27 protein-coding genes and 1 tRNA gene are annotated in these 19,468 nt (G+C 72.9%); 11 read left to right on the top strand and 17 right to left on the bottom strand.

What is annotated here, in order from left to right:
* Window positions 1-114: 114 nt before the first annotated feature.
* The 4 genes from AKI01S_RS14570 to AKI01S_RS14585 are packed head-to-tail and all read right to left on the bottom strand — an operon-like array spanning window position 115 to window position 2,359.
* The gene (locus AKI01S_RS14570) at window positions 115-693 is read right to left on the bottom strand and encodes an anthranilate synthase component II (protein WP_067816621.1); all 579 of its coding nucleotides are present in this window, start codon (window positions 691-693) and stop codon (window positions 115-117) included.
* A 34-nt stretch (window positions 694-727) separates the two neighbouring features.
* Window positions 728-907 (bottom strand): hypothetical protein, encoded by a 180-nt coding sequence (locus AKI01S_RS14575; RefSeq protein WP_067816624.1) that lies wholly within the window; start codon window positions 905-907, stop codon window positions 728-730.
* 8 nt (window positions 908-915) lie between these two features.
* Window positions 916-1,557: a class E sortase gene (locus AKI01S_RS14580; protein WP_067816809.1), complete on the bottom strand. Its 642-nt coding sequence runs from the start codon at window positions 1,555-1,557 to the stop codon at window positions 916-918.
* Between the two features lie 40 nt (window positions 1,558-1,597).
* A complete protein-coding gene (locus AKI01S_RS14585) occupies window positions 1,598-2,359 on the bottom strand; it encodes a DUF881 domain-containing protein (RefSeq protein WP_067816627.1) in 762 nt (253 codons plus the stop codon).
* Between the two features lie 81 nt (window positions 2,360-2,440).
* Here AKI01S_RS14585 and AKI01S_RS14590 point away from each other — a divergent pair, with 81 nt between their 5' ends.
* Window positions 2,441-2,698 carry a cell division protein CrgA gene (locus AKI01S_RS14590; protein ID WP_067816630.1) on the top strand — a complete coding sequence of 86 codons (258 nt, stop codon included), beginning with the start codon at window positions 2,441-2,443 and terminating at the stop codon, window positions 2,696-2,698.
* A gap of 178 nt (window positions 2,699-2,876) precedes the next feature.
* Here the strand turns inward: AKI01S_RS14590 and AKI01S_RS14595 are convergent, their stop codons facing one another.
* Together AKI01S_RS14595 and AKI01S_RS14600 are read right to left on the bottom strand one after the other, a co-directional pair.
* The gene (locus AKI01S_RS14595; protein WP_067816633.1) at window positions 2,877-3,770 is read right to left on the bottom strand and encodes a rhomboid family intramembrane serine protease; all 894 of its coding nucleotides are present in this window, start codon (window positions 3,768-3,770) and stop codon (window positions 2,877-2,879) included.
* Window positions 3,771-3,820: 50 nt separating this feature from the next.
* Window positions 3,821-4,345, bottom strand: a complete 525-nt coding sequence (locus AKI01S_RS14600; protein ID WP_067816636.1) for a peptidylprolyl isomerase — start codon at window positions 4,343-4,345, stop codon at window positions 3,821-3,823.
* A gap of 182 nt (window positions 4,346-4,527) precedes the next feature.
* Here AKI01S_RS14600 and AKI01S_RS14605 point away from each other — a divergent pair, with 182 nt between their 5' ends.
* Together AKI01S_RS14605 and AKI01S_RS14610 are read left to right on the top strand one after the other, a co-directional pair.
* Entirely contained in the window at window positions 4,528-5,004 is a 477-nt protein-coding gene (locus tag AKI01S_RS14605; RefSeq protein ID WP_067816639.1) for a hypothetical protein, read from the top strand.
* A gap of 138 nt (window positions 5,005-5,142) precedes the next feature.
* A complete protein-coding gene (locus AKI01S_RS14610; RefSeq protein ID WP_067816642.1) occupies window positions 5,143-5,961 on the top strand; it encodes an acyltransferase in 819 nt (272 codons plus the stop codon).
* A gap of 13 nt (window positions 5,962-5,974) precedes the next feature.
* On the opposite strand, the gene AKI01S_RS14615 is transcribed toward AKI01S_RS14610, so the two are convergent.
* The gene (locus tag AKI01S_RS14615) at window positions 5,975-6,751 is read right to left on the bottom strand and encodes a helix-turn-helix domain-containing protein (protein WP_067816646.1); all 777 of its coding nucleotides are present in this window, start codon (window positions 6,749-6,751) and stop codon (window positions 5,975-5,977) included.
* Between the two features lie 88 nt (window positions 6,752-6,839).
* Here AKI01S_RS14615 and AKI01S_RS14620 point away from each other — a divergent pair, with 88 nt between their 5' ends.
* Window positions 6,840-7,220, top strand: coding sequence for a nuclear transport factor 2 family protein (locus AKI01S_RS14620; protein WP_157419843.1), 381 nt, complete (start codon window positions 6,840-6,842; stop codon window positions 7,218-7,220).
* Between the two features lie 79 nt (window positions 7,221-7,299).
* Here AKI01S_RS14620 and AKI01S_RS14625 read toward each other — a convergent pair whose 3' ends face one another.
* Both AKI01S_RS14625 and AKI01S_RS14630 read right to left on the bottom strand, forming a co-directional pair.
* Complete coding sequence (locus tag AKI01S_RS14625; RefSeq protein ID WP_067816652.1) at window positions 7,300-8,961, bottom strand: DEAD/DEAH box helicase; 1,662 nt, start codon at window positions 8,959-8,961, stop codon at window positions 7,300-7,302.
* A 275-nt stretch (window positions 8,962-9,236) separates the two neighbouring features.
* The gene (locus AKI01S_RS14630; protein ID WP_067816655.1) at window positions 9,237-9,695 is read right to left on the bottom strand and encodes a rhodanese-like domain-containing protein; all 459 of its coding nucleotides are present in this window, start codon (window positions 9,693-9,695) and stop codon (window positions 9,237-9,239) included.
* A 96-nt stretch (window positions 9,696-9,791) separates the two neighbouring features.
* Here AKI01S_RS14630 and AKI01S_RS14635 point away from each other — a divergent pair, with 96 nt between their 5' ends.
* The gene (locus AKI01S_RS14635; RefSeq protein ID WP_067816658.1) at window positions 9,792-10,772 is read left to right on the top strand and encodes a helix-turn-helix domain-containing protein; all 981 of its coding nucleotides are present in this window, start codon (window positions 9,792-9,794) and stop codon (window positions 10,770-10,772) included.
* 10 nt (window positions 10,773-10,782) lie between these two features.
* Here AKI01S_RS14635 and AKI01S_RS14640 read toward each other — a convergent pair whose 3' ends face one another.
* Window positions 10,783-11,385, bottom strand: a complete 603-nt coding sequence (locus AKI01S_RS14640; protein ID WP_067816662.1) for a hypothetical protein — start codon at window positions 11,383-11,385, stop codon at window positions 10,783-10,785.
* 116 nt (window positions 11,386-11,501) lie between these two features.
* On the opposite strand from AKI01S_RS14640, the gene AKI01S_RS14645 reads away from it, so the two are divergent.
* Window positions 11,502-12,404: a PrsW family intramembrane metalloprotease gene (locus AKI01S_RS14645; protein ID WP_067816665.1), complete on the top strand. Its 903-nt coding sequence runs from the start codon at window positions 11,502-11,504 to the stop codon at window positions 12,402-12,404.
* 6 nt (window positions 12,405-12,410) lie between these two features.
* On the opposite strand, the gene AKI01S_RS14650 is transcribed toward AKI01S_RS14645, so the two are convergent.
* The 4 genes from AKI01S_RS14650 to AKI01S_RS14665 all read right to left on the bottom strand — a co-directional run bounded on the left by AKI01S_RS14650 (window position 12,411) and on the right by AKI01S_RS14665 (window position 15,027).
* Window positions 12,411-13,214, bottom strand: a complete 804-nt coding sequence (locus AKI01S_RS14650) for a glutamate ABC transporter substrate-binding protein (protein WP_067816668.1) — start codon at window positions 13,212-13,214, stop codon at window positions 12,411-12,413.
* An 82-nt stretch (window positions 13,215-13,296) separates the two neighbouring features.
* Window positions 13,297-13,704, bottom strand: a complete 408-nt coding sequence (locus AKI01S_RS14655) for an ester cyclase (RefSeq protein WP_067816670.1) — start codon at window positions 13,702-13,704, stop codon at window positions 13,297-13,299.
* Window positions 13,705-13,735: 31 nt separating this feature from the next.
* A complete protein-coding gene (locus AKI01S_RS14660) occupies window positions 13,736-14,380 on the bottom strand; it encodes a TetR/AcrR family transcriptional regulator (protein ID WP_245681627.1) in 645 nt (214 codons plus the stop codon).
* 47 nt (window positions 14,381-14,427) lie between these two features.
* Entirely contained in the window at window positions 14,428-15,027 is a 600-nt protein-coding gene (locus tag AKI01S_RS14665; protein WP_067816676.1) for a TetR/AcrR family transcriptional regulator, read from the bottom strand.
* 86 nt (window positions 15,028-15,113) lie between these two features.
* Here AKI01S_RS14665 and AKI01S_RS14670 point away from each other — a divergent pair, with 86 nt between their 5' ends.
* From AKI01S_RS14670 to AKI01S_RS14680, 3 genes are all read left to right on the top strand, one after another.
* Window positions 15,114-15,362, top strand: a complete 249-nt coding sequence (locus AKI01S_RS14670; RefSeq protein ID WP_067816679.1) for a hypothetical protein — start codon at window positions 15,114-15,116, stop codon at window positions 15,360-15,362.
* Window positions 15,355-16,299 carry an alpha/beta fold hydrolase gene (locus AKI01S_RS14675; RefSeq protein WP_083999572.1) on the top strand — a complete coding sequence of 315 codons (945 nt, stop codon included), beginning with the start codon at window positions 15,355-15,357 and terminating at the stop codon, window positions 16,297-16,299. Before AKI01S_RS14670 ends, AKI01S_RS14675 begins: the two co-directional genes overlap by 8 nt.
* 116 nt (window positions 16,300-16,415) lie before the next feature.
* The gene (locus AKI01S_RS14680; protein ID WP_067816683.1) at window positions 16,416-17,105 is read left to right on the top strand and encodes an alpha/beta hydrolase; all 690 of its coding nucleotides are present in this window, start codon (window positions 16,416-16,418) and stop codon (window positions 17,103-17,105) included.
* 6 nt (window positions 17,106-17,111) lie between these two features.
* On the opposite strand, the gene AKI01S_RS14685 is transcribed toward AKI01S_RS14680, so the two are convergent.
* From AKI01S_RS14685 to AKI01S_RS52800, 3 genes are all read right to left on the bottom strand, one after another.
* Window positions 17,112-17,783, bottom strand: coding sequence for a YdcF family protein (locus AKI01S_RS14685; RefSeq protein ID WP_067816685.1), 672 nt, complete (start codon window positions 17,781-17,783; stop codon window positions 17,112-17,114).
* A gap of 75 nt (window positions 17,784-17,858) precedes the next feature.
* Window positions 17,859-17,931, bottom strand: a tRNA-Ala gene (locus tag AKI01S_RS14690).
* A gap of 151 nt (window positions 17,932-18,082) precedes the next feature.
* Window positions 18,083-18,202: a DLW-39 family protein gene (locus AKI01S_RS52800; protein ID WP_211342807.1), complete on the bottom strand. Its 120-nt coding sequence runs from the start codon at window positions 18,200-18,202 to the stop codon at window positions 18,083-18,085.
* 218 nt (window positions 18,203-18,420) lie between these two features.
* Here AKI01S_RS52800 and AKI01S_RS14695 point away from each other — a divergent pair, with 218 nt between their 5' ends.
* Window positions 18,421-18,624: a hypothetical protein gene (locus AKI01S_RS14695; RefSeq protein ID WP_067816688.1), complete on the top strand. Its 204-nt coding sequence runs from the start codon at window positions 18,421-18,423 to the stop codon at window positions 18,622-18,624.
* Between the two features lie 15 nt (window positions 18,625-18,639).
* A complete protein-coding gene (locus AKI01S_RS14700) occupies window positions 18,640-19,431 on the top strand; it encodes an SDR family NAD(P)-dependent oxidoreductase (protein WP_067816691.1) in 792 nt (263 codons plus the stop codon).
* Window positions 19,432-19,468 lie beyond the last annotated feature (37 nt).

A 19,468-nucleotide genomic window follows, 5' to 3' on the forward strand; every position in this document is an offset into this window, starting at 1 on the left:
ACGTGAAGGAGGGCTTCCGCCACTCGGGGGCAATGGCGGAAGCCCTCGTCTGGTCTTCGGAACGCGGGGATCGGGCGTTACGGACTTCTCCCGAATTTTTCCGCGAAACCGGGGTCAGACGGTGGAACCGCAGGTGGTGAGCCAGTTCCGGAGCAGGTCGTGGCCGCCGACGGACAGCACGGACTCGGGATGGAACTGGACGCCCTCGATGCGCCGTTCCCGGTGCCGCAGCCCCATGATCACGCCGTCCTCGGTGCGGGCGGTGACCGCCAGGACGTCCGGAACGGTCGCGGGATCGACGGCCAGGGAGTGGTAGCGGGTCGCCGGGAACCCGTCGGGCAGGCCCGTGAACACGCCGCGCCCGTCGTGGTGGATCAGGCTCGTGTAGCCGTGCACGACGTCGGGGGCGTGGCCGACGGTCGCGCCGAACACGTGGGCGATGGCCTGGTGGCCCAGGCAGACGCCGAGCAGCGGCAGGTCCCGTTCGGCCGCGTGCCGGACCAGGTCCAGGGAGATCCCGGCGTCGGCGGGGTGCCCCGGCCCGGGGCTGACCAGGACGCCGTCCACGTCCCCCGCGTCGGCGAGCGTCACGTCCGAGCGGTCGGCGACCGCGCAGTCCGCGCCCAGCTCCCGCAGGTACTGGACGATGTTGAAGACGAAGCTGTCGTGGTTGTCCACCACCAGAACACGCACGTTCCCATTGTCGCCGAGGGAACGGGACCGGCGGTCAGCCCTTCGGGGCCGGGGTCGTGCCGTCCACCACGCCGTGGTCGAACTGGACCTTCGGCTCCAGCCAGGGGAAGACCAGGTACCACAGCACGATCCCGGCGGCGAGGACCAGGACGAGCGCGAGCGCGGCCCTGACGGGGCGGCTGCCGGGCAGGTTGCGCCAGATCCAGGCGTACACGGGGCCTCCTACTTTCCCGCCGCGGCGGGGGCGACGCGGGGCTTCTCGTCGACCAGCTCGCCGAAGACGATGAGGCGCTGGGCGGCGGAGTACTTGGGGTGGCAGGTGGTGAGCGTGATCAGCCGCCGGGTGGGCTTGCGGCCGGGGTGCATGGGGACGGGGGAGGTGACCTCCACCGCCGTCGGCTGGACGATCTTCCGGCCGGTGACCTCGTACACGTACTGCGTGTCGCGGGTGTCGATGAGGATCTGGTCACCCTCGCCGAGCTCGCCGACGCGGTTGAACGGAGCCGAGTAGGTGGTGCGGTGGCCGGAGACCACGAAGTTGCCGACCTCGCCGGGCAGCGCGCTGCCGGGGTAGTGGCCGGGGCCCTTGCGCAGGTCCGACAGTTCCACGCCCTCGATGACCACGAACCGGTACTTCGGCCCGAACTTCGGGATGCGGATCATCGCGAGCCCGCTGCCGATCCGCACCTTCTCGGTGGTGACGTTCCGCGGGCGGGGGGCCTGCCAGGACCGCATCAGCTCCTGGTCGAGCCTCTGCTGCTGCTCCTGGGTGTAGCGGCCGGTCCCCCAGAGCTCGTAGGTCACGAACAGCAGCAGGACCAGGCCCGCGGTGATGCACAGCTCGCCCAGCCCGCGGATGAGCATCCGCACCGCGCGTACCCCCTCACGTGTCGCGGCGCCGCGTTCAGTTCCCGCCGTCCCCGGGGGTGTCGTCCGGCACCGTCGCGTGGTTCACGGTCACGTTTCCGGTGTAGGCGGGCAGCGTCACCCCGTCCAGGGTGCGCTCCGCGTAACCGAGCCCGTATTCACGTACGTACTTCTTGTAGAGCGCGATCTGCGGAGAGGCGTCCAGCGCGGCCCGCAGCCGCCGCGGGTCTCCCACGGCGGTGATCCGGAACGGCGGCGAGTAGACGACCCCCTGCAGGATCAGCGTATTGCCCACGCACCGGACGGCGCTGGTGGAGATCACGCGTTGGTCCATTATTTGCATTCCGGTGGCGCCGCCCGCCCACAGGGCGTTCACGACCGCCTGCACGTCGGCCTGGTGGACGACCAGGTCGTCGGGGACCGGGCCGCCGCGCGCGGAGCCGCCCGGACGCTGCGGGGCGTCGTCCAGGGTGACGCGGACACCGGGGCCGCGCAGCGGTGTGAACCCGGCGCGGGCGGCCAGCCGGTCGGCGCCGGCCTGGGCCTGCCGGACGCGGAGGTCGTGCTCTCCGGCCTGCCGGGAGATACGGTCGACCTCGTGGCGGAGCCGCTGGTACTCGTCGCGGTCGCGGGCGGCGCGCCGCTGCTCGGCGGCGATCAGCTCGGTGAGGCGGGTGCGCCCGTCCTCGCGCAGGTCGGTACCGCGGGCCGTGCTCGCGCTCGCCGCGAACAGGGTTCCCGAGACAAGCGTGAGGGCTGGAATGATGCTTCCCCACGCGCGACGCCGTACGCTGCTCACCAGCGACTACGCTAACCGACAAAACGACCATGCGCGGACCGGCGCTCCGGCCGCCAGCCGCCCGAGGAGATCGATCCCACCGTGGCCAAGTCCAAAGTGCGCAAGAAGGCCGTCTACACGCCGCCGCAGAAGTCCAAGGCCCCCGAGGTCAGCCCGCGTTGGCTGGCCCCCACGATGATCGCCCTCTGGCTGATCGGACTGGCCTGGATCGCGACGTTCTACGTGACCGCCAGCACCGGCACGAAGGTGCCGGTCATGTCCGACCTGCAGAACTGGAACCTGGGCATCGGGTTCACCGCGATCATCCTCGGGGTGATCCTGTCGACCCGCTGGCGGTAGCGGAAACGCCTTTCTTACCCCGCCTCCGGGGCGGCGAATCCACGAAAGTTATCCACACTCTGGGGATTCACCGCCTCGCCTTTCCCCAGGTTTTCCACAGGTTTGCGTTTCGGGTGAAGAAGACGGCGCCGCCGCGTTCCGGACTTTTCCGGAACGCGGCGGCGCCGCGCGTTCCCGGTCAGCCGAGCAGCGGCTGGAGCTGGGCCGTCTTCACCAGGACCGCGGCGACCAGCGCCATCAGCACCACCGCCGTGGCGGTGACGTGCAGGGCCTGCTGGCGCGGCCCGCGCGGGACGTAGGCGTACGCCGCCGCCAGCACCCCGCCGGTGAGCAGGCCGCCGACATGGCCCTCCCAGGAGATTCCCGGCACCGCGAACGTGATCACCAGGTTGAGGCCCAGCAGGAACACGATCGGCCCCATCGGCGCGCCCGTCTTCCGGCTGAACACGAAGAACGCCGCGAACAACCCGAAGATCGCCCCGGACGCCCCGACCGCCGAGGAGGTCGGGGCCAGCGCGTACAGCAGCACCGACCCGCCGAGCCCCGCCAGCAGGTACAGCGCCAGGAACCGCCACCGGCCCAGCGCCTGCTCCAGGGCCGGGCCGATCGCCCACAGCGCCCACATGTTGAACAGGATGTGGGTCAGCCCGAACGATCCGCCGGCCGGCCGCTGGTGCAGGAACATCGAGGTGAACAGCCGGTACCACTCGCCTCCGGCCACCCCGGCGAGCTCCCCGCCGGGCAGGTATCCGGCGCCGACCATCATGTAGTCGAGCACCACCCGCGGCGAGGCCAGCTCGGCGAGGTAGACCAGCACGCACGCGGCGATCAGTACGTAGGTGACCGCGGGGCGCGCCGCCGCGACCGCCCGCGCGCCGCCGGCCGTTCGCGGTTGGCGAACGCCGCGGTTGCCCTCGGCGACGCACTCCACGCACTGGAACCCGACCGACGCGTCCCGCATGCAGTCGGGGCAGATGTACCGGTCGCAGCGGGTACAGCGGACATGGGTCTCGCGCCCCGGGTGCCGGTAACACGTCGGCGGGGCGGTCTCGGGCGCGTCGTCCGTGCTCATCAGTCGGCTCCGTGGGCGCGGGGGCTGCGGGGTCTCACCCTGGGTAACGACTAACGCCGCTCGATCGTCACCGACTCGATGACGACGTCCTGGCGCGGACGGTCGTTCGCGCCGGTCGGGACGCCGGCGATGGCGTCCACCACGTCGGTGCCCTCGATGACCTTGCCGAAGATGGTGTGCCGGCCGGTCAGGTGGCGGGTGTTGGCCACGTTGGTGGTGATGAAGAACTGCGAGCCGTTGGTGCCGGGCCCGGCGTTGGCCATCGCCAGCAGGTACGGCCGGTCGAACTTCAGCTCGGGGTGGAACTCGTCCTGGAACTGGTAGCCCGGGCCGCCGTAACCCTGCCCGAGCGGGTCCCCGCCCTGGATCATGAAGTCCGGGATGATGCGGTGGAAGATGGTGCCGTTGTAGAGCGGCTTCTTCGACACCTCGCCGGTCTCGGGGTGCTTCCACTCACGGGTGCCCTCGGCCAGCTCCACGAAGTTGGCCACGGTGATCGGGGCCTTGTCGGCGTAGAGCTGAGCGACGATCTTGCCCTTGTTGGTGTTCAGCGTCGCAAAGATTTCGTTGGCCACGGCTGGCCGCCTCCTCGTCGGAAGTCATGTACATGCTGCGTACGGACCATGCTGGCCCGCCGCACCCCCACCCCGCCTACCCAGCGTCACCATGTGATCACCAGCACAGGGTTTGTCCCCCGCTCGTTGGGAAGGCTGACGGACAGGACCTCGCAAACAGGGAGGTTAGCGTGTCCCTAACGATGAACATCCGTCGCAACCGTCAGGCCGCGATGGCCCGGTCCCGTCTGGAGCGCGCCCAGGAGGCGTACCTGCAGGCGATGACCGCGTGCCGGGGCGGGGTCGGTGCCGCGTCGGAGCGCATCGCCCCCGCCGCCGAACGCACCCGCGACATGGCGGCCGAACGTCTGCTGCTCGCGCGTGGCTGGAGCGCGCCTCGGTTGGAGACCGCCGCGCACTACGTGGAGGCCGACCTCGCGCCGCGTGTGAGCTCGTTCCTGGCCGACATGGCGCACCGGGTCGAGCCCGAGCAGCCCCAGCGGAGCCGCAAGGCGATCGTGGGCATGGCGGTCGCCGTGGCGGCGATCGGCGTGGCGGGCGTGATGGCGACCCGGCGCAACAACGCGTTGAGCTGGACCGAGATGGAGTCCGAAGTCGAGCGGAAGGCCCGCGAGGCGGCGGACACCACCGGGTCCGACGACAAGGTGCGCTCGACGTGACCGCAGGCATGGTGAACCGAGGGCCCGGTCCCGATGACCGGGCCCTCGGCCTGTGCCGGGGCCCCGGCCGGCGGCGGTGTCCCGGCCGGTAAGGGGGACCGGACGGACCGCGGGCTACCAACCGGTACGGTGGGCGCCATGTCGCCGAACGTCCGTTCCCTCCGGCACCTGATCAAGGACCGGTTCCACCGGGGCATGCACCTGGCCGTCCACCGGGGCTGGGAGTGGGTCCAGCGCCACGGCGAGATCACTCCGCACACCCCCGGCCGCCGCCGGTTCGCCTATCTGGGCGAGGGCGCGTGCATCGGCTTCCCGGTCGGCTCCCTGTACGGCGAGCCGTGGATCTCGATCGGCGACCACACCCTGGTGGGCACGCACGTCACGATCTCCGCGGGCTTCGTGCCCGGCCTGGACCTGGGCCCGGACGTCATCGTGCGGATCGGCCGGGGCTGCTCGCTGGGCCGCGGCACGCACATCGTCGGCCACCAGTCCATCGAGATCGGCGACGACGTCTTCACCGGCCCCAACGTCTACATCACCGACCAGAACCACACCTACGGCGACCCGGACACGCCCATCGGCCGCCAGTGGCCGGAGAACAACCCGGTGGTCATCGGCGACGGCTGCTGGATCGGCACCGGCGCGATCATCCTTCCCGGCACGCGGCTGGGCCGGAACGTGGCGGTCGCGGGCGGCGCGGTGGTCCGGGGCGAGTTCCCCGACCACTCGGTGATCGGCGGCGTCCCCGCCAAGGTCCTGCGCAGCTACGACGAGGACGCCGGGTGGGACCCGCCGCTGCGCAACCAGTCGGTCATCTCCCTGGAGGAGCTGGCGGCCCTGTCGATGGACGGCATGGAGGGGCTCCAGATCCTCCAGGACCGGCTGCGCGAGGAGGACCGGCGCCGGGTGAGGGACCGCGCCCGCGAGGAGGAGACCCTGCGGGAGGAGGCGGGCTGAGCCCCGCACCCCCTCAGGCCCCCTCCCGGAAGAAGCGGGCGGTGGCGTCGTCGGCGGGGAAGTACGCCTCGACGGCGATCTCCTCCAGCGTGACGTCGAAGGCGGCGCCGAACGTCGTGACGGTGTTGATGAAGCACAGCTCCGCCCCGCGATGGCGGATGCGGAGGGGCAGCGCGATGTCGGCCGGGTCGGGCGGCGGCGGATCGTCCTCGGGGCCGTAGGACAGCAGTTCCTCGTACAGCGCGCTCAGTTCCGGGTCGCCGCTCCGGGCCACCTGGCGGGCGAGCCGGGGCAGCAGGTGGGCGCGGACCTGGTCGAGGTTGCGCAGGCGCGGCGCGAACCCGTCCGGGTGCAGGCCCAGCCGCATCATGTTGACCGGCGGCTCCAGCAACGACGGCTCGACGTCCTCCAGGAAGACGTCGATGGCCGCGTTGGCGGACAGCAGGTTCCAGCGGCGGTCCACGGCCAGCGCCGGATACGGTTCGTGCCCGCGCAGGATCTGCTCCAGGGCGCCGCGCGCCGAGGCCAGGTCCGGGTCCTCCAGCGGCCGTTCCCGAACGACGGGCGCGTGCCCGGCCGCCACCAGCAGCCGGTTGCGCTCCCGTAGCGGGACGCCCAGATGCTCGGCCAGCCGCAGCACCATCGCGCTGCTGGGGATGGTCCGCCCCGTCTCCACGAAGCTGACGTGCCGGGCGGACACGTCCGCCTGGATGGCCAGGTCAAGCTGGCTGAGCCCGCTGCGGTGCCGCCACTCGCGCAGCAGGTCCCCGATCGGCCGATCCCCCGTCATGCGGTGATTATCGCCGCTCCGCACCGGCCGCCGCGATGACAAGGCATGTAATCGACAGGAGCGGGTGGCGGCGGGGACGGTGGGCGGCATGAGCGAAGACAGCAAGGCCACACACAACAAGCGGCTCGTCATCGACGGCTTCCGGAGGTTCGCGGCGGGGGACGTCGAGGTGCTCCGCACGCTCCTGCGGGAGGACTTCGTCGAGCACAGCCCGGACAACCCCTCCGGGCGGGAGGCGTTCATGGCGTTCATCGCGCGGGCTCCCGTGGCCCGCGCCCGGCTCGACCTCAAGCGGGTCGTCGCCGACGACGACCACGTGGTGACGCACTACCACATGACCACCGACGACGACCCGCGCGGCGTCGCCGTGGTCGACATCTGGCGGATGGTCGACGGCCGGATCGCCGAGCACTGGGACGTGCTCCAGCCGGTGCCCGACGCCGCGCGGACCCCCCACGGCATGTTCTGAGCGGGCGCCGCCGCCGGACCGTCTTCCGAACGTGAACGAGCCCCGCCCGGGGCCGGGCGGGGCTCGCACATGTCACACGCTAGTTCTGGCGGGCGGGACGACGGTCGTTCTCACGGCGGGGGGCGCCGCCGCTGTAGCCGCCGCGGCGGTTCTCACGACGCGGGCCGCGGTCGCCGTTGAAGCCACCACGGTCGCCGTTGAAGCCACCACGGTCGTTGCTGAACCCACCACGGTCGTTGCCGAACCCGCGACGGTCGCTGTGACCACCCTCACGGTGATCGCGGTGACCGCCCTCGCGGTTGTCCCGGAAACCGCCCTCACGGCGCCCCTGGGAGCCGCCCTCGCGGTCCCCGCGGTAGCCGCCTTCACGGCGCTCACCGCCGTTGAAGTCGCCCTCGCGACGGCCCCGGTAGCCGCCGCCGCCCTCACGGCGCGGGCCGCGGCCGTTGAAGCCGCCACGGCCGCGACCGCGGCCCCGGCCGGGCTCGCGGCGCGGACGCTCGGGGATGATCGGCTCGATGATCGGCTCACCGGACGGCCGGCGCGCGCCGGTCAGCCGGATCAGGGCCTCGTCGCCCTGGGACACGCGGGTGCGCGGGGCCTCGATGCCCGCGCGGCGGGTCATCGCCGAGGTCGAGCGGACCTGGTGCGGCAGCACCAGGGTCACCACGGTGCCCTTCTCGCCGGCGCGGGCGGTACGGCCCGCGCGGTGCATGTAGTCCTTGTGGTCGGCCGGCGGGTCGACGTGCATGACCAGGCTGATGTTGTCCACGTGGATGCCGCGCGCGGCGACGTCGGTGGCGACCAGCACGTTGAACGAGCCCTCGTGGAACTCGGCGAGGGTGCGGGTGCGCAGGCCCTGGCTCTTGCCGCCGTGCAGCCCGGCGGCGCGGACGCCCGCGTCGGTGAGCTGCTTGGCGAGACGGTCCACGCCGTGCTTGGTGCGGGCGAACAGGATCGTCCGGCCCTCACGGTTGGCGATCTCGGCGGTGATCGCGGCCTTCTCCTTGGGCGCCACCAGCAGGAGGTGGTGGTCCATGGTGTCGACCGACTCGTCGACCGGGCCGATGGCGTGCGTGACCGGGTCGTTCAGGTACCGCTTGACGAGCACGTCCACGTCGCGGTCCAGGGTCGCCGAGAACAGCAGCCGCTGGCCGCCGGGGCGGGCCTCGTCGAGGATGTCGGTGACGTCGGGCAGGAAGCCCATGTCGGCCATGTGGTCGGCCTCGTCGAGGATGACCATCTCCAGGTCGGACAGGTCGGCGGCGCCCTGGCGCATCAGGTCCTTGAGACGGCCGGGCGTGGCGACGAGGATCTCGACGCCGCGGCGCAGCGCGTCGATCTGCTTGAACATCGAGGTCTGGCCGATGACCGTCTTGAAGTGCAGGCCGACGCTGCGGCCGAGCGGCTCCAGGTTCGTCTGGACCTGCTGGGCCAGCTCGCGGGTCGGGACCAGGATCAGGCCGAGCGGGCGGCGCGGCTGGGCGCGGCGGCCGGCGAGGCGCGCCAGCAGCGGCAGGCCGAAGGCCAGGGTCTTGCCGGAGCCGGTCTTGCCGCGGCCGAGGACGTCGCGGCCCGCCATCACGTCGGGGATGGCGGCGGCCTGGATCGGGAACGGGCTCTCGATGCCCTGGCGGGCCAGGACGGCCACGAGCTCCGCGGGGAGGCCGAGTTCGGCGAAGGTGGGGACCGCCTCGTCGGTGGACGGGGTCAGGTCATGGGCAGCAGGAACGTTGGTCACGCAATACCTTCCGAGAGGGGGGCACGTCTCAAGGAGGCATCGCGGGATCGGCGATGTGCGGCCTGCAAGGACGAGCCTGACGCGTTCGGCGTCGTAAGAGTGATTTGTTCAGTCTAACGTCGTCGGGGCCCCTGGTTATGCCCCGTCCCACAGGGTGAAACGGATCTCACCTCCGCGCCGGCCCGCTTCCGCCCCGCCGGACGGGCCCCGGCACCGGGTCCGGACGGGTCCGGACCGGCGCCGGGACGGGCGGCTCGCGCTCCCCTCCGGGGCGGTCAGCAGGCGCAGGTCAGCCCGTTGATCGGGGCCGTGAGCGGGTCGGGGGAGCGGCGGGTGACGCCCGCCGACGTCGCCACCGGATAGCCCTCGCGCGCCCAGTACTCGAAGCCGCCGATCATTTCCTTGACCGGGTACCCGAGGCGGGCGAACTCCAGGGCGGCCTTCTGCGCGCCGTTGCAGCCTGGACCCCAGCAGTAGACGACCACGGTGGCGCCGCGGGGGACCAGCGCCGCGGCGCGCTCGGCGATCTCGGCGGTGGGCAGGTGGATCGCGCCCTCGACGTGACCCTGGTCCCAGCTCGCCCGGTTGCGGGAGTCCACCACGACGACGTCCGGGGCGTTCGCGGCCAGGTCGGCGGCGACGTCGGAGGCGTCGGTCTCGAACGCCAGGCGGGCGGCGAAGTGCGCGGCGGCCTCGGCGGCGGGGGCGGCGGGAACCTGGGTGACCAGCGGCATCGGTACTCCTCCTTCGTTCGGGGACGTCTCGATCCTGGCGGGCGGGGGAGCCGTCCCGACAGTGGCACGAACGCCGTTCACCGCTAAGATCTCGCCATGTTCCTGAACTCCCCCGCGCGGCGGCACACGGTGTCGGTGCTGGCGTTCGACGGCATGGCGCCGTTCGAGCTGGGATCGGTGGTCGAGGTGTTCGGGCTCCCCCGGCCCGAGCTCGACGTCCCCTGGTACGACCTGCGGGTCTGCTCGCGGGAACGGGGGCCGATGCGGGCGGTCGGCGGGTTCACGATGGCGACCGAGCACGGGCTCGACGTCTTCGCGGCGGCGGACACGGTGATGGTGGTGGCCGTCCCGGACGTGCGCGGGGAGGTGCACCCGGAGGTCGTGGCGGCGCTGCGGGCGGCGCACGCGCGGGGCGCGCGGGTCGTGTCGATCTGCTCGGGGGCGTTCGCGCTGGCGGCGGCCGGCCTGCTGGACGGGCGCGAGGCGACCACGCACTGGCGGTACGCGGGGCTGCTCCAGCGGCGCCATCCGAGGATCCGCGTGACGCCGGACGTGCTCTACGTGGACGGCGACGACGTGCTGACCGGCGCGGGCAGCGCCGCCGGGCTGGACCTGTGCCTGCACCTGGTGCGCAGGGACCACGGGGCGCGGGTCGCGAACGCCGTCGCGCGGCGGCTGGTGATCCCGCCGCACCGGGAGGGCGGGCAGGCGCAGTTCGTGGAGGCCGCCGTGACCGCGCCGGAGGTGGACGACGCGGTGGCGCGGGCGATCGGGTGGGCGCTGGAGCACCTGGCCGAGCCGATCACGGTGGCGGACCTGGCGCGGGTGGCGTGCCTGGCGCCGCGCACGTTCATCCGGCACTTCAACCGGCAGACCGGGACCAGCCCGCTGCGCTGGGTCATCACCCAGCGGGTCATGGCGAGCCTGCCGCTGCTGGAGGGCACGGCCGTCCCGGTGGAGGAGGTCGGCGCGGCCGTCGGGTTCGAGAGCCCGGTGACGTTCCGGCACCACTTCACGAAGCTGATGAGGACGTCGCCGTCGGCGTACCGCAGGACGTTCCGCGCCGAACCCGCGTGACCGGGCCGGGTCAGCGCCGCCAGCGCGGCTGGCCGGGCCCCTTGCAGACGTAGCCGCGCCCCCGGTGGGTGCCGGTCGCTCCGGCGGGGGAGCAGAACGCGCCGGGACGGACGTCGGCCGCGGGCGGCCTGGTCGTCGCCGTCCCGGTCGGCCGCGGCTTCTTCGGAAGGCGGGGCGGTTCGACGTCGGGGACGTTCGCCCGGCACCAGGTCCACATCGGGGTGAGGCCGCCCGCGCCCAGCGCCTTCACGGCCGGGAGCCCGGAGGCGCGGGCCGCCGCCTGCGCGCCCGTCCGCATCCGGGCGGCCTCGGCGGCGTTCCCGGCGGCGCGGTACGCGACCGACCGCGCGGCGTACCGGCACATCCTCCGCGCCGCCGCGTCCGGCCGGGGAACGGCCGTCGCGGTCCTGGACGCCGTCGGCCCGCGCGTGACCGGCCCGGCCGAGGGCTTCGGGCCGTCCCCCTCCGAACCCACGCTCAGCAGCACCGAGCAGCTCACCAGGAGCAGGGCCGTCGCCAGCCCCACCGAGACGCAGCCGACGGCCGTGGCGACCCCGTTCCGCGGGCGTCTCGGTGGCGGGTACGGGGGCGGGTAGGGCTGCGGCATCGTCACACGGGCTCCAGAGGGTCGGTCGGCGCTTGGTGAGACGTCCGAGGTCGGGCGCCGGTTGGCCATGGTTCACCGCCAAGATCGCCGGGTAGGTTCCGTCCACCGGACGGGGAGGGGCGATGACGCGCACCTGGCTGAAGGTCCTGTGGGTGGGGCTGACCCTGTGGGCCGCCACCGTGATCGTCACGATCGTCACGGCGAACGCCAACCTGCTGCCGACGATCGTGCTGCTCGGCAGCTTCGTGGTCCCGGTCGCGTTCGTGGTCTGGGCCTACGAGCACGGCACCTCGGGCGAGGTGACGGTGCCGCTGCTGTTCAGCGCGTTCGTGGTGGGCGGCGTGCTCGGCGTGCTGGGCGCCTCGCTGCTGGAGACGTACCTGCTCCATCCGTCGCTGTGGATGTACCTGGGCGTGGGCCTGATCGAGGAGGCGGTCAAGCTCGCGGCGCTGTGGTTCATCGCGCGGAGGCTGCGGGTCTACACGCCGCGTGACGGGCTGGTGCTGGGCGCGACGGTGGGGTTCGGGTTCGCGGCGTTCGAGAGCGCGGGGTACGCGTTCAACGCGCTGTTCACCGTGCAGGGGATCAGCGTCCGGGCGATGGTCGAGACCGAGATCCTGCGGGGGATGCTGACGCCCCTCGGGCACGGGCTGTGGACGGCCATCGCGGGCGGCGTGCTGTTCTCGGCGGCGGCCCGCCATCGCGGGCGGCTGCGGCCGCTGGACGGCGCGGTGCTGCTGACGTACCTGGGGGTGGCGGTCCTGCACGCGCTGTGGGACTCGATGCACGGCATCGCGATCGCGATGACGCTGCTCCTGACGGGCACGATCTGGCAGTTCCAGCTGCTGGAGCACGGGTACCTGCCCCAGGCGACCGCCGCCCAGAACCACCTCATCACGGTCCTGAACTGGATCGGCCTCGGAGCGATCTCGGTGGTGGCGCTGGTCTGGCTGCGCGTGCTGGCGACGCGGTCCCGGATCCAGGCCCGCCCCGAGCCTCCGCCGCCGCCCGGCCCGTTCCCCTGAACGGGTTCACAGGCAGCCCTCGAACTGCGGCACCGTCGTGGTGAGGCGCAGCTCGGTCGTGCCGAACCAGCGGTGCAGCAGGCGGCCGGCGGTGCCGTCCTGGTACATGTCGGTGATCGCCCTGTTGACGGCCTCGCAGCCGTCGAGGTCGCCCTTGCGCATGCCGACGCCGTAGGGCTCGTCGGTGAACGGGGCGTTGACGATCCTCACCCGTCCGCGCGCCTCGGACGCGAACCCGGCCAGCACCAGGTCGCCGGTGGAGATCGCGTCGATCCGGCCGGCGAGCAGCCCGTCGAAGCAGTCGCCGTAGGTGGTCGCGGGGACGAGCGTGGCGCGCACGCCGAGACCGGCGGTGACGCGTTCGCTGGAGACCGAGCCCGCCGCCTGGCACATGCGCCGTCCCGCCAGGTCCCGCACGTCGCGGATCCGCCGGTCGCCGGAGCGGACCATGATGTCCTGGTGGGCGATGTAGTACGGCCCGGCGAAGGAGACGCGGGTGGCGCGTTCGGCGGTGATGGAGTAGGAGGCCAGCACCAGGTCGACGGTGCCGTCGCCGAGCAGGCGCTCGCGGTTGTCGGAGGTGACGGCCCGGAACACGACCTTCTCGGCCCCGAGCCGGCGCGCCACATACCGCCCCACGTCGACCTCGAACCCGCGGAACTCCCCGTTCCGCGCGACGCCGAGCCCCGGCTGGTCGTCCTTGACCCCGATCGTCAGGGTCTCCTTCCCGACCACCGAGCCCGACCCGGCCTGGGCGGCGCAGCCCGCGACCAGCATCCCGGCGCAGGCCGCACGCAAGACAGCAGACATCACCCTCTCAGGCGTAGACCCCGAACACGTCCGCCACGTGAACTGCGGCCTAAGGGCCGGTGGCGGGCGGACGGGGCCGAGGTCACGCCCGGAGGGCCCCCAGGGCCCGCATCATGCCCAGGGCGTCCGAGACGACCCAGTACTCGGCGAACCTGTCGCCTTCGACGCGGAAGATGTCCTGCCCGCTGAACGCGACACGGGTGCCGGGCGCGGCCGTGGCTCCGGGGATGCCGTCCCGGTACGTCCCGTGGAAGGTCCACCGCGCGGCGACCAGGTCGCCGTCGACGATCGGGCCGACGTCCAGGGTGTTCTCGATGTCGGCGAAGAACCCGTGCGAGCGGCGGATCTGCTCGACCACCCCCCGGGGGCCGCGCACCTCCAGGGACGGCCAGTGCCCGGCGAACCCGGGCGTGAAGATCTCCTCCGCGACCGGGTAGTCGCCGGGCCACAGCTCGAACAACCAGCGCCGGTAGAGCGTCGCACTGTCCATGCCCCATGGTGCGTACGCGTACGCAAAAAGGTCAAGCCCCGGCCGTCAGGGCGTCCACCAGCGCGGCGAGGTCGTCGGCGAAGTGTTCCCGGCGGTCCGGGGCCCGCCAGTACGCGCCGAGCGCGGCGAGATGGGGGTAGGCGGCGGGGTCCGCCCCGGCCGGGACGCTCACCTGGTAGGGCTCGCGGTCGCGGGGGCGCCGCCGCCCGCGCTGGGCCAGGTCGCCGAGGGTGAACGCCCACGCGATCCGGTTGGCGGCGACGGCCCGTTCCAGCGGCAGCCCGCAGGCCCGCCAGGCCGCGTAGATCTCCTCCAGCAGCCACAGGACCGAGGGGGCCATCACATCGCCCCTGGCCAGCACGTCGACCACCCAGGGCCGTTCGGCCAGCCGGTCGTGCTGCCAGGTCAGCAACGCGATCAGCCGCTCCCGGGGCTCGCCGGGCAGCACGGGCCGCGCCAGCCCGCCCACGACCCGGTCCAGCAACAGCACGAGCAGCTCGTCCTTGTCGCGCACGTGCCGGTAGAGGCTCATGGGGGCGCTGCCCAGCGCGTCGGCGATCCGCCGCATGGACAGCGCGTCCCCGCCCTCCCTGCCGACGATCTCCAGCGCCGCCTCGACGATCAGCTCCCGCGACAGCCGCGCGGGCCGTCCCCGCCGCGCATCGTTCCCACCCACGGCCACCAGTGTCCCTCGCCCCGGCCGGGTTCCCGTTCCCGCCGCGCTCAGCCCGCCCGCAGGGCGTCGATCCGGCGGGCCAGTTCGGCGCGGGCGGAGTCCGCGGTGTGCCGCCCGACCAGGATCTGGACGTTCAGCCCGTCGGTGAAGATGATCAGCGCGTCCGCCTCCCGTTCGGGATCCAGGTCGGGCCGGGCGTGGCCGGAGTCCTGGGCGGTGCGGATGAGCAGGGCGAAGAGCTCGGCCAGGCCCGCGTACTGCTCGCGCTGGACGGCGGCCAGCCGGGGACTGACGGCCGCCTGGGCGGTGAACGCCAGCCAGACCCTGGTCTCGGCCACGCTCGGCCCGTCGAGCGGCACGATCCCGACCAGCGTCTGTTCCAACATCGTCATGGCCGACCCGGGCTCGGCGGAGCCGGAGATCCGGGCCTGGACGCGCTCGGTGATCCGCCGGTTCATGTGCTCCATCACGAAGGCCACCATCTCCTCCTTGGTGGAGAAGCACCGCTGGACGGCCCCCATGGAGACGCCGGCCCGCGCCGCGGCGTCGCGCAGGGTGGCGCCCTCCATGCCCCGCTCGCTGATGAGCTCGAAGACCGCCTGGGCGATCTGGCGACGCCGGCTGTCGTGGTCCACCTGTCTCGGCACCCCACGAGTCTAAGTGATGCAGATGCATCGGAACGATGCTATGTTCCGATGCAAGCGCATCGGAACGTCTGTGAAAGGGAGGCCGCATGGCCAGACAGCAGAACAACGACACCGGCCGGCAGAGCGCCCGCTGGATCCTCGGCGCCCTCCTGTTCGTCCAGGGATTCGGCTCGGCCGCCACGGAGGCGCTGGCGGACACCAGTTTCGGCGTGGCGGGCCTGCTCCGCGCGGCGGGGCTTCCGCCCTGGACGGACCTGGTGGTCGGCGCCGCCGGCACGGTCCTGCTCGGCTGGGCCCTGGCCCGGCGCGGCACGCGGAGGAGGACGCATGCCTGAGCCGTCGAGCCGCCGCCACCTGCTGCGGACCGCCGCGATCCTGGGCGGCGTGAGCGCGGTCACCAGCGCGGCGGGCGCCCAGGCCGCGCCCCGCCCGCACGACCCCACGTTCGTGCTCGTGCACGGCGCCAACGGCAACGCCGCCTCGTTCGCCCCGCTGGTCGCCGCCCTGGCGCGGGAGGGGCACCGCGCGATGGCGGTGGACCTGCCCGGTCACGGCCCGGACGGCAACTTCCCGGCGTCCTACCAGGCCCCGCAGGACCTGGCCGCCCTCGCCGCCGCCCCCTCGCCGACGCTGGCCCGGACGACCCTCGCCCACAACGTCCGCCATGTCGTGGACACCGTGCGCCGCGTCGCCCGCCACGGACCGGTCGTCCTGGTCGGCCACAGCATGGGGGGAGCCACGATCACCCGGGTGGGCAACGAGGTCCCCGACCTGATCGGGCGTCTGGTGTACCTGTCGGCGTTCTGCTGCGTCCGGCTCCGCAGCGTCGTCGACTGCTTCCGGACCCCGCAGGCCGCCTCGACGCTGCTCCCCATGATCCCCGCCGTGAGGACGCCGGAACGGCTCGGCGTCAGCCGCACCAACTGGCGTTCCGCCGACCCCGCCCTCCTCACCGCGGCCAAGGCCGCCCTGGCGGCGGACTACGACGACGCCTCCTTCCGCGCGGCCCTGAACACCTTCGAGCCGGACGAGTCGGCCGCGGTGCCCACCGACGACGCCCGCGGCGCCCCGGCGACCTGGGGCCGGATCCCCCGCACCTACGTCCGCTACACCCGCGACCGGGCGATCCCCCTCGCCCTCCAGGACCGGATGATCGAGGAGGCGGACCGGGCCACCCCCGGCAACCGGTTCGACGTCCGGTCGCTGGAAGCACCCCACCTGGGCCCCAAGGACCCGCGCCCCCTGGCGGCCGTCCTCACCGACCTCCTCTGAGAACGCCCCGCACATTGGCGAATCTCGCTTCACTACCTGAAAATGAACCTTCTACTTCAAAAGTAGGAAGCAAGCGGCTAGGCTCGGGAATCCCACGACAACCGGGAGGACCGCCGATGACCACGTTCGTTCTCGTCCACGGGGCCTGGCACGGGCCCTGGGCCTGGGACCGGATCGTTCCGCCGCTGCGCGCCGCCGGAGCGCGCACGCTCACCCCCGACCTCGGCGCCGTCCAGGACGTGGGGCTCCACGACCACGCCCGGACCGTCGTCGCCGCCCTCGACACCGTCCCGGACGGCGAGGACGTCGTGCTGGTCGGGCACAGTTACGCGGGCCTGGTCGTACGGGAGGCCGCCGACGCGCGGCCGGGCGCCGTCGGCCGTGTCGTCCTGGTGGACGGCTGGGCGGGGCCGGACGGCTCCAGCCTGTTCGACCTGGCCCCCGACGCCTTCGCCGCGGCGGTGCGCGCGGCGGCCGAGGCGCACGGGGACGGCCGGCGGGTTCCGGCCCCGCCTCCGGAGAGGTTCGGCGTCGTCGGCGCCGAGGACGCGGCCTGGCTCGCCGAACGCCTGCTCCCCCACCCGTTGCGCACGTTCACCGAGCCCACCCGCCTGAGCGGGGCCGTGGACCGGATTCCCGGAACGGCCATCTGCTGCCGGCCGCAGACCTACCCGTTCGACCGGTTCGGCCAAGCCGTCGGCTACCGCACCCTTTACCTCGACGGCCCGCACGACGTGATGCTCACCGACCCCGAGGCGCTCGCCCGCCTGCTTCTCCAGGAGCGGGAGGCACGGACCTCCGCCTGACGCCGGTCACGCGGTGGGGGCCTGGAGGAGCCTGCTGGTGAAGCCCGCTTCGACGAGCCTCTGGTAGGCGGCTCTGACCTCACCGGGCATCTCCTGCGGGATCGCGAAGCCGCGCTCCGGGTAGAGCATGATCCGCTGGGTGTCGCCGACGAGCATGTCGATCACGCGCTTCGCATCCCCGATGCCCGCGACGTACTCGTCGAGCGGCAGCGGGCGTGACGCGCAGACGACCTCAAGCTCCGGCCAGAGCTTCCGGACGGTGGCGTACACGCGGCGCTGCTGGTAGGGGCGGGAGACCAGAACGGCCGACGCCACCTCGATGCCGTTGCCGGCCAGCAGCTCGCGGGTCAGCTCGATGTTCTCGCCGGTGTTGGTCGCCCGTGGCTCCACCATGACGGCCTCGGCGGGAACCCCCGCTGCGATGGCGTGCTCCCGATAGTGGACGGCCTCCCCCCGGGGGAAACGGCCGACCGTGGTCGGGGCGTTGGCTCCGGTGAACACGACGCGGGGGAACGTCCCGCGCCGGTACAGCTCCGCGGTGAAAGTGGCCACGCCCAGGTCGTGGCTGCCCAGCCCGATACCGATGTCACAGGGGCGGATCGTGTGACGCATGTCGTGGTACGCCCACAGGACCTCCACGTCGGAACGGTGGACGTCAGGCAGGGTCGCGTCGGCCACGGGTGTTCCTCGGTCGGGGCCTTCGAAGCAGGAAGCCCAGGCGGGGAGAGTCCCTGGCCCGGGCTTTCGCGTGGGTGGAGCCACGGGGATTCGAACCCCGGACACCCGGCTTGCAAAGCCGGTGCTCTGCCAACTGAGCTATGGCCCCTGGTCAACGCAGGCGTGGACAGCTTACCGGTGCTCCGTGGACGGTGGGGCACGGCGGACGGGCGCGTCCGGTGGGTTCCGGCGGTGGCCCGGCGGGATCGGGCGGTCGGGCCGCGCCGGTCTCGCCGGGTCCTGCCTGAGCCAACCGGTCGTCAGTTGTCGGAGGACGTCGCCTCGGTCCACAGGTCCAGCTCGGCGCGGTCCTGCTGGAGCCGGCGCCAGACCGCGAAACCGCCGAGGGCGACGACAGCCAGAATCAGAAGCTTCTTCACGGTGGGGACCCCTTCACCTCGACAATGAAGCCATATGCCCGAGGGGAACGATCGACTCGCGTATGAGAGTTCCCCCAGGTTCGGTCGCAGCCTAGCAACCCGGCCACGGCGCTCCGCACCCCCTCGCCGTTGTGGGACCCAACGTCCGAATCCGGGCAGGGGGGTGTGGCGGTTCCGTCATCTCGTCGGCGGGGCCGGGCCGCCGCATAATCCGAGGGGTGAGCGCGGAGGACGACTTCCGCCTCTGGGAACGGGAGTTCCGCGAGCCGGAGGCCGATCGGGACGGCTGGGGCGTGCTGCCGGTGGCCGTGGGGGTCGCGGCCGGGTGCTTCGTGCTGGTGGCGTTCGGCGAGGTCATGCTCGGGCTGATCGCCCTGGGGCTGGCCGGTGTGATCCTTCTGCTGTGGCGTTCCGGGATGTAGTGGGATGATCCGGGGATGGATCTGCGTGGCGCGAGGGTGTTGCTGACCGGAGCGACCGGGGGGATCGGGCAGGCGCTGGCGGTGGCGCTGGCCGGGCGGGGCGCGGACGTCGTCCTGACGGGCCGGCGCGTCGAGGTGCTGGAGCCGCTGGCCGAACGCGTCGGCGGGACGGCGGTGGCCGCCGACCTGGCCGACCGGGACGGGGTCCGGGAGCTGGTCGACGAGGTCGGGGACGTGGACGTGCTCGTCGCCAACGCGGCGCTGCCCTCGTCGGGGCCGCTCGGCGGGTTCTCGCCGGAGGAGATCGACCGGGCGCTGGACGTGAACCTGCGCGCGCCGATCATGCTGGCCCGGCTGCTGGCGGACCGGATGGTCGAGCGGCGGCGGGGGCACCTGGTGTTCGTCTCGTCGCTGGCGGGCAAGACCGCTTCCGGTCACGCCTCGATCTACAACGCGACCAAGTTCGGCCTGCGCGGGTTTGCGCTGGCGATGCGCGAGGAGCTGCGGCCCCACGGGGTCGGCGTGTCCACGGTGTTCCCCGGGTTCATCCGGGACGCGGGCATGTTCGCCGAGGCCGGGGTCGCGTTGCCGAGGGGCGTGGGGACCCGGTCGCCGCGGGACGTGGCCGTGGCGACCGTCCGGGCCGTCGAGCGGAACCTCGGCGAGGTGGACGTCGCGCCGCTCGGGCTGCGGCTGGGCGCGCTGGTCGGCGGCGCGGTCCCGGGGCTGGCGGCGGCGGTGCAGCGCGCGGCCGGCGGCGACCGGATCACGCGGGAGCTGGGGGAGCGGCAGCGCGGCAAGCGCTGAGGGAGCGGTGGGGCCGCCGGTTCTGTGCGGAACTGCT

This window comes from Actinomadura kijaniata NBRC 14229, from assembly GCF_001552175.1.
GTDB classification, from domain to species: domain Bacteria; phylum Actinomycetota; class Actinomycetes; order Streptosporangiales; family Streptosporangiaceae; genus Spirillospora; species Spirillospora kijaniata.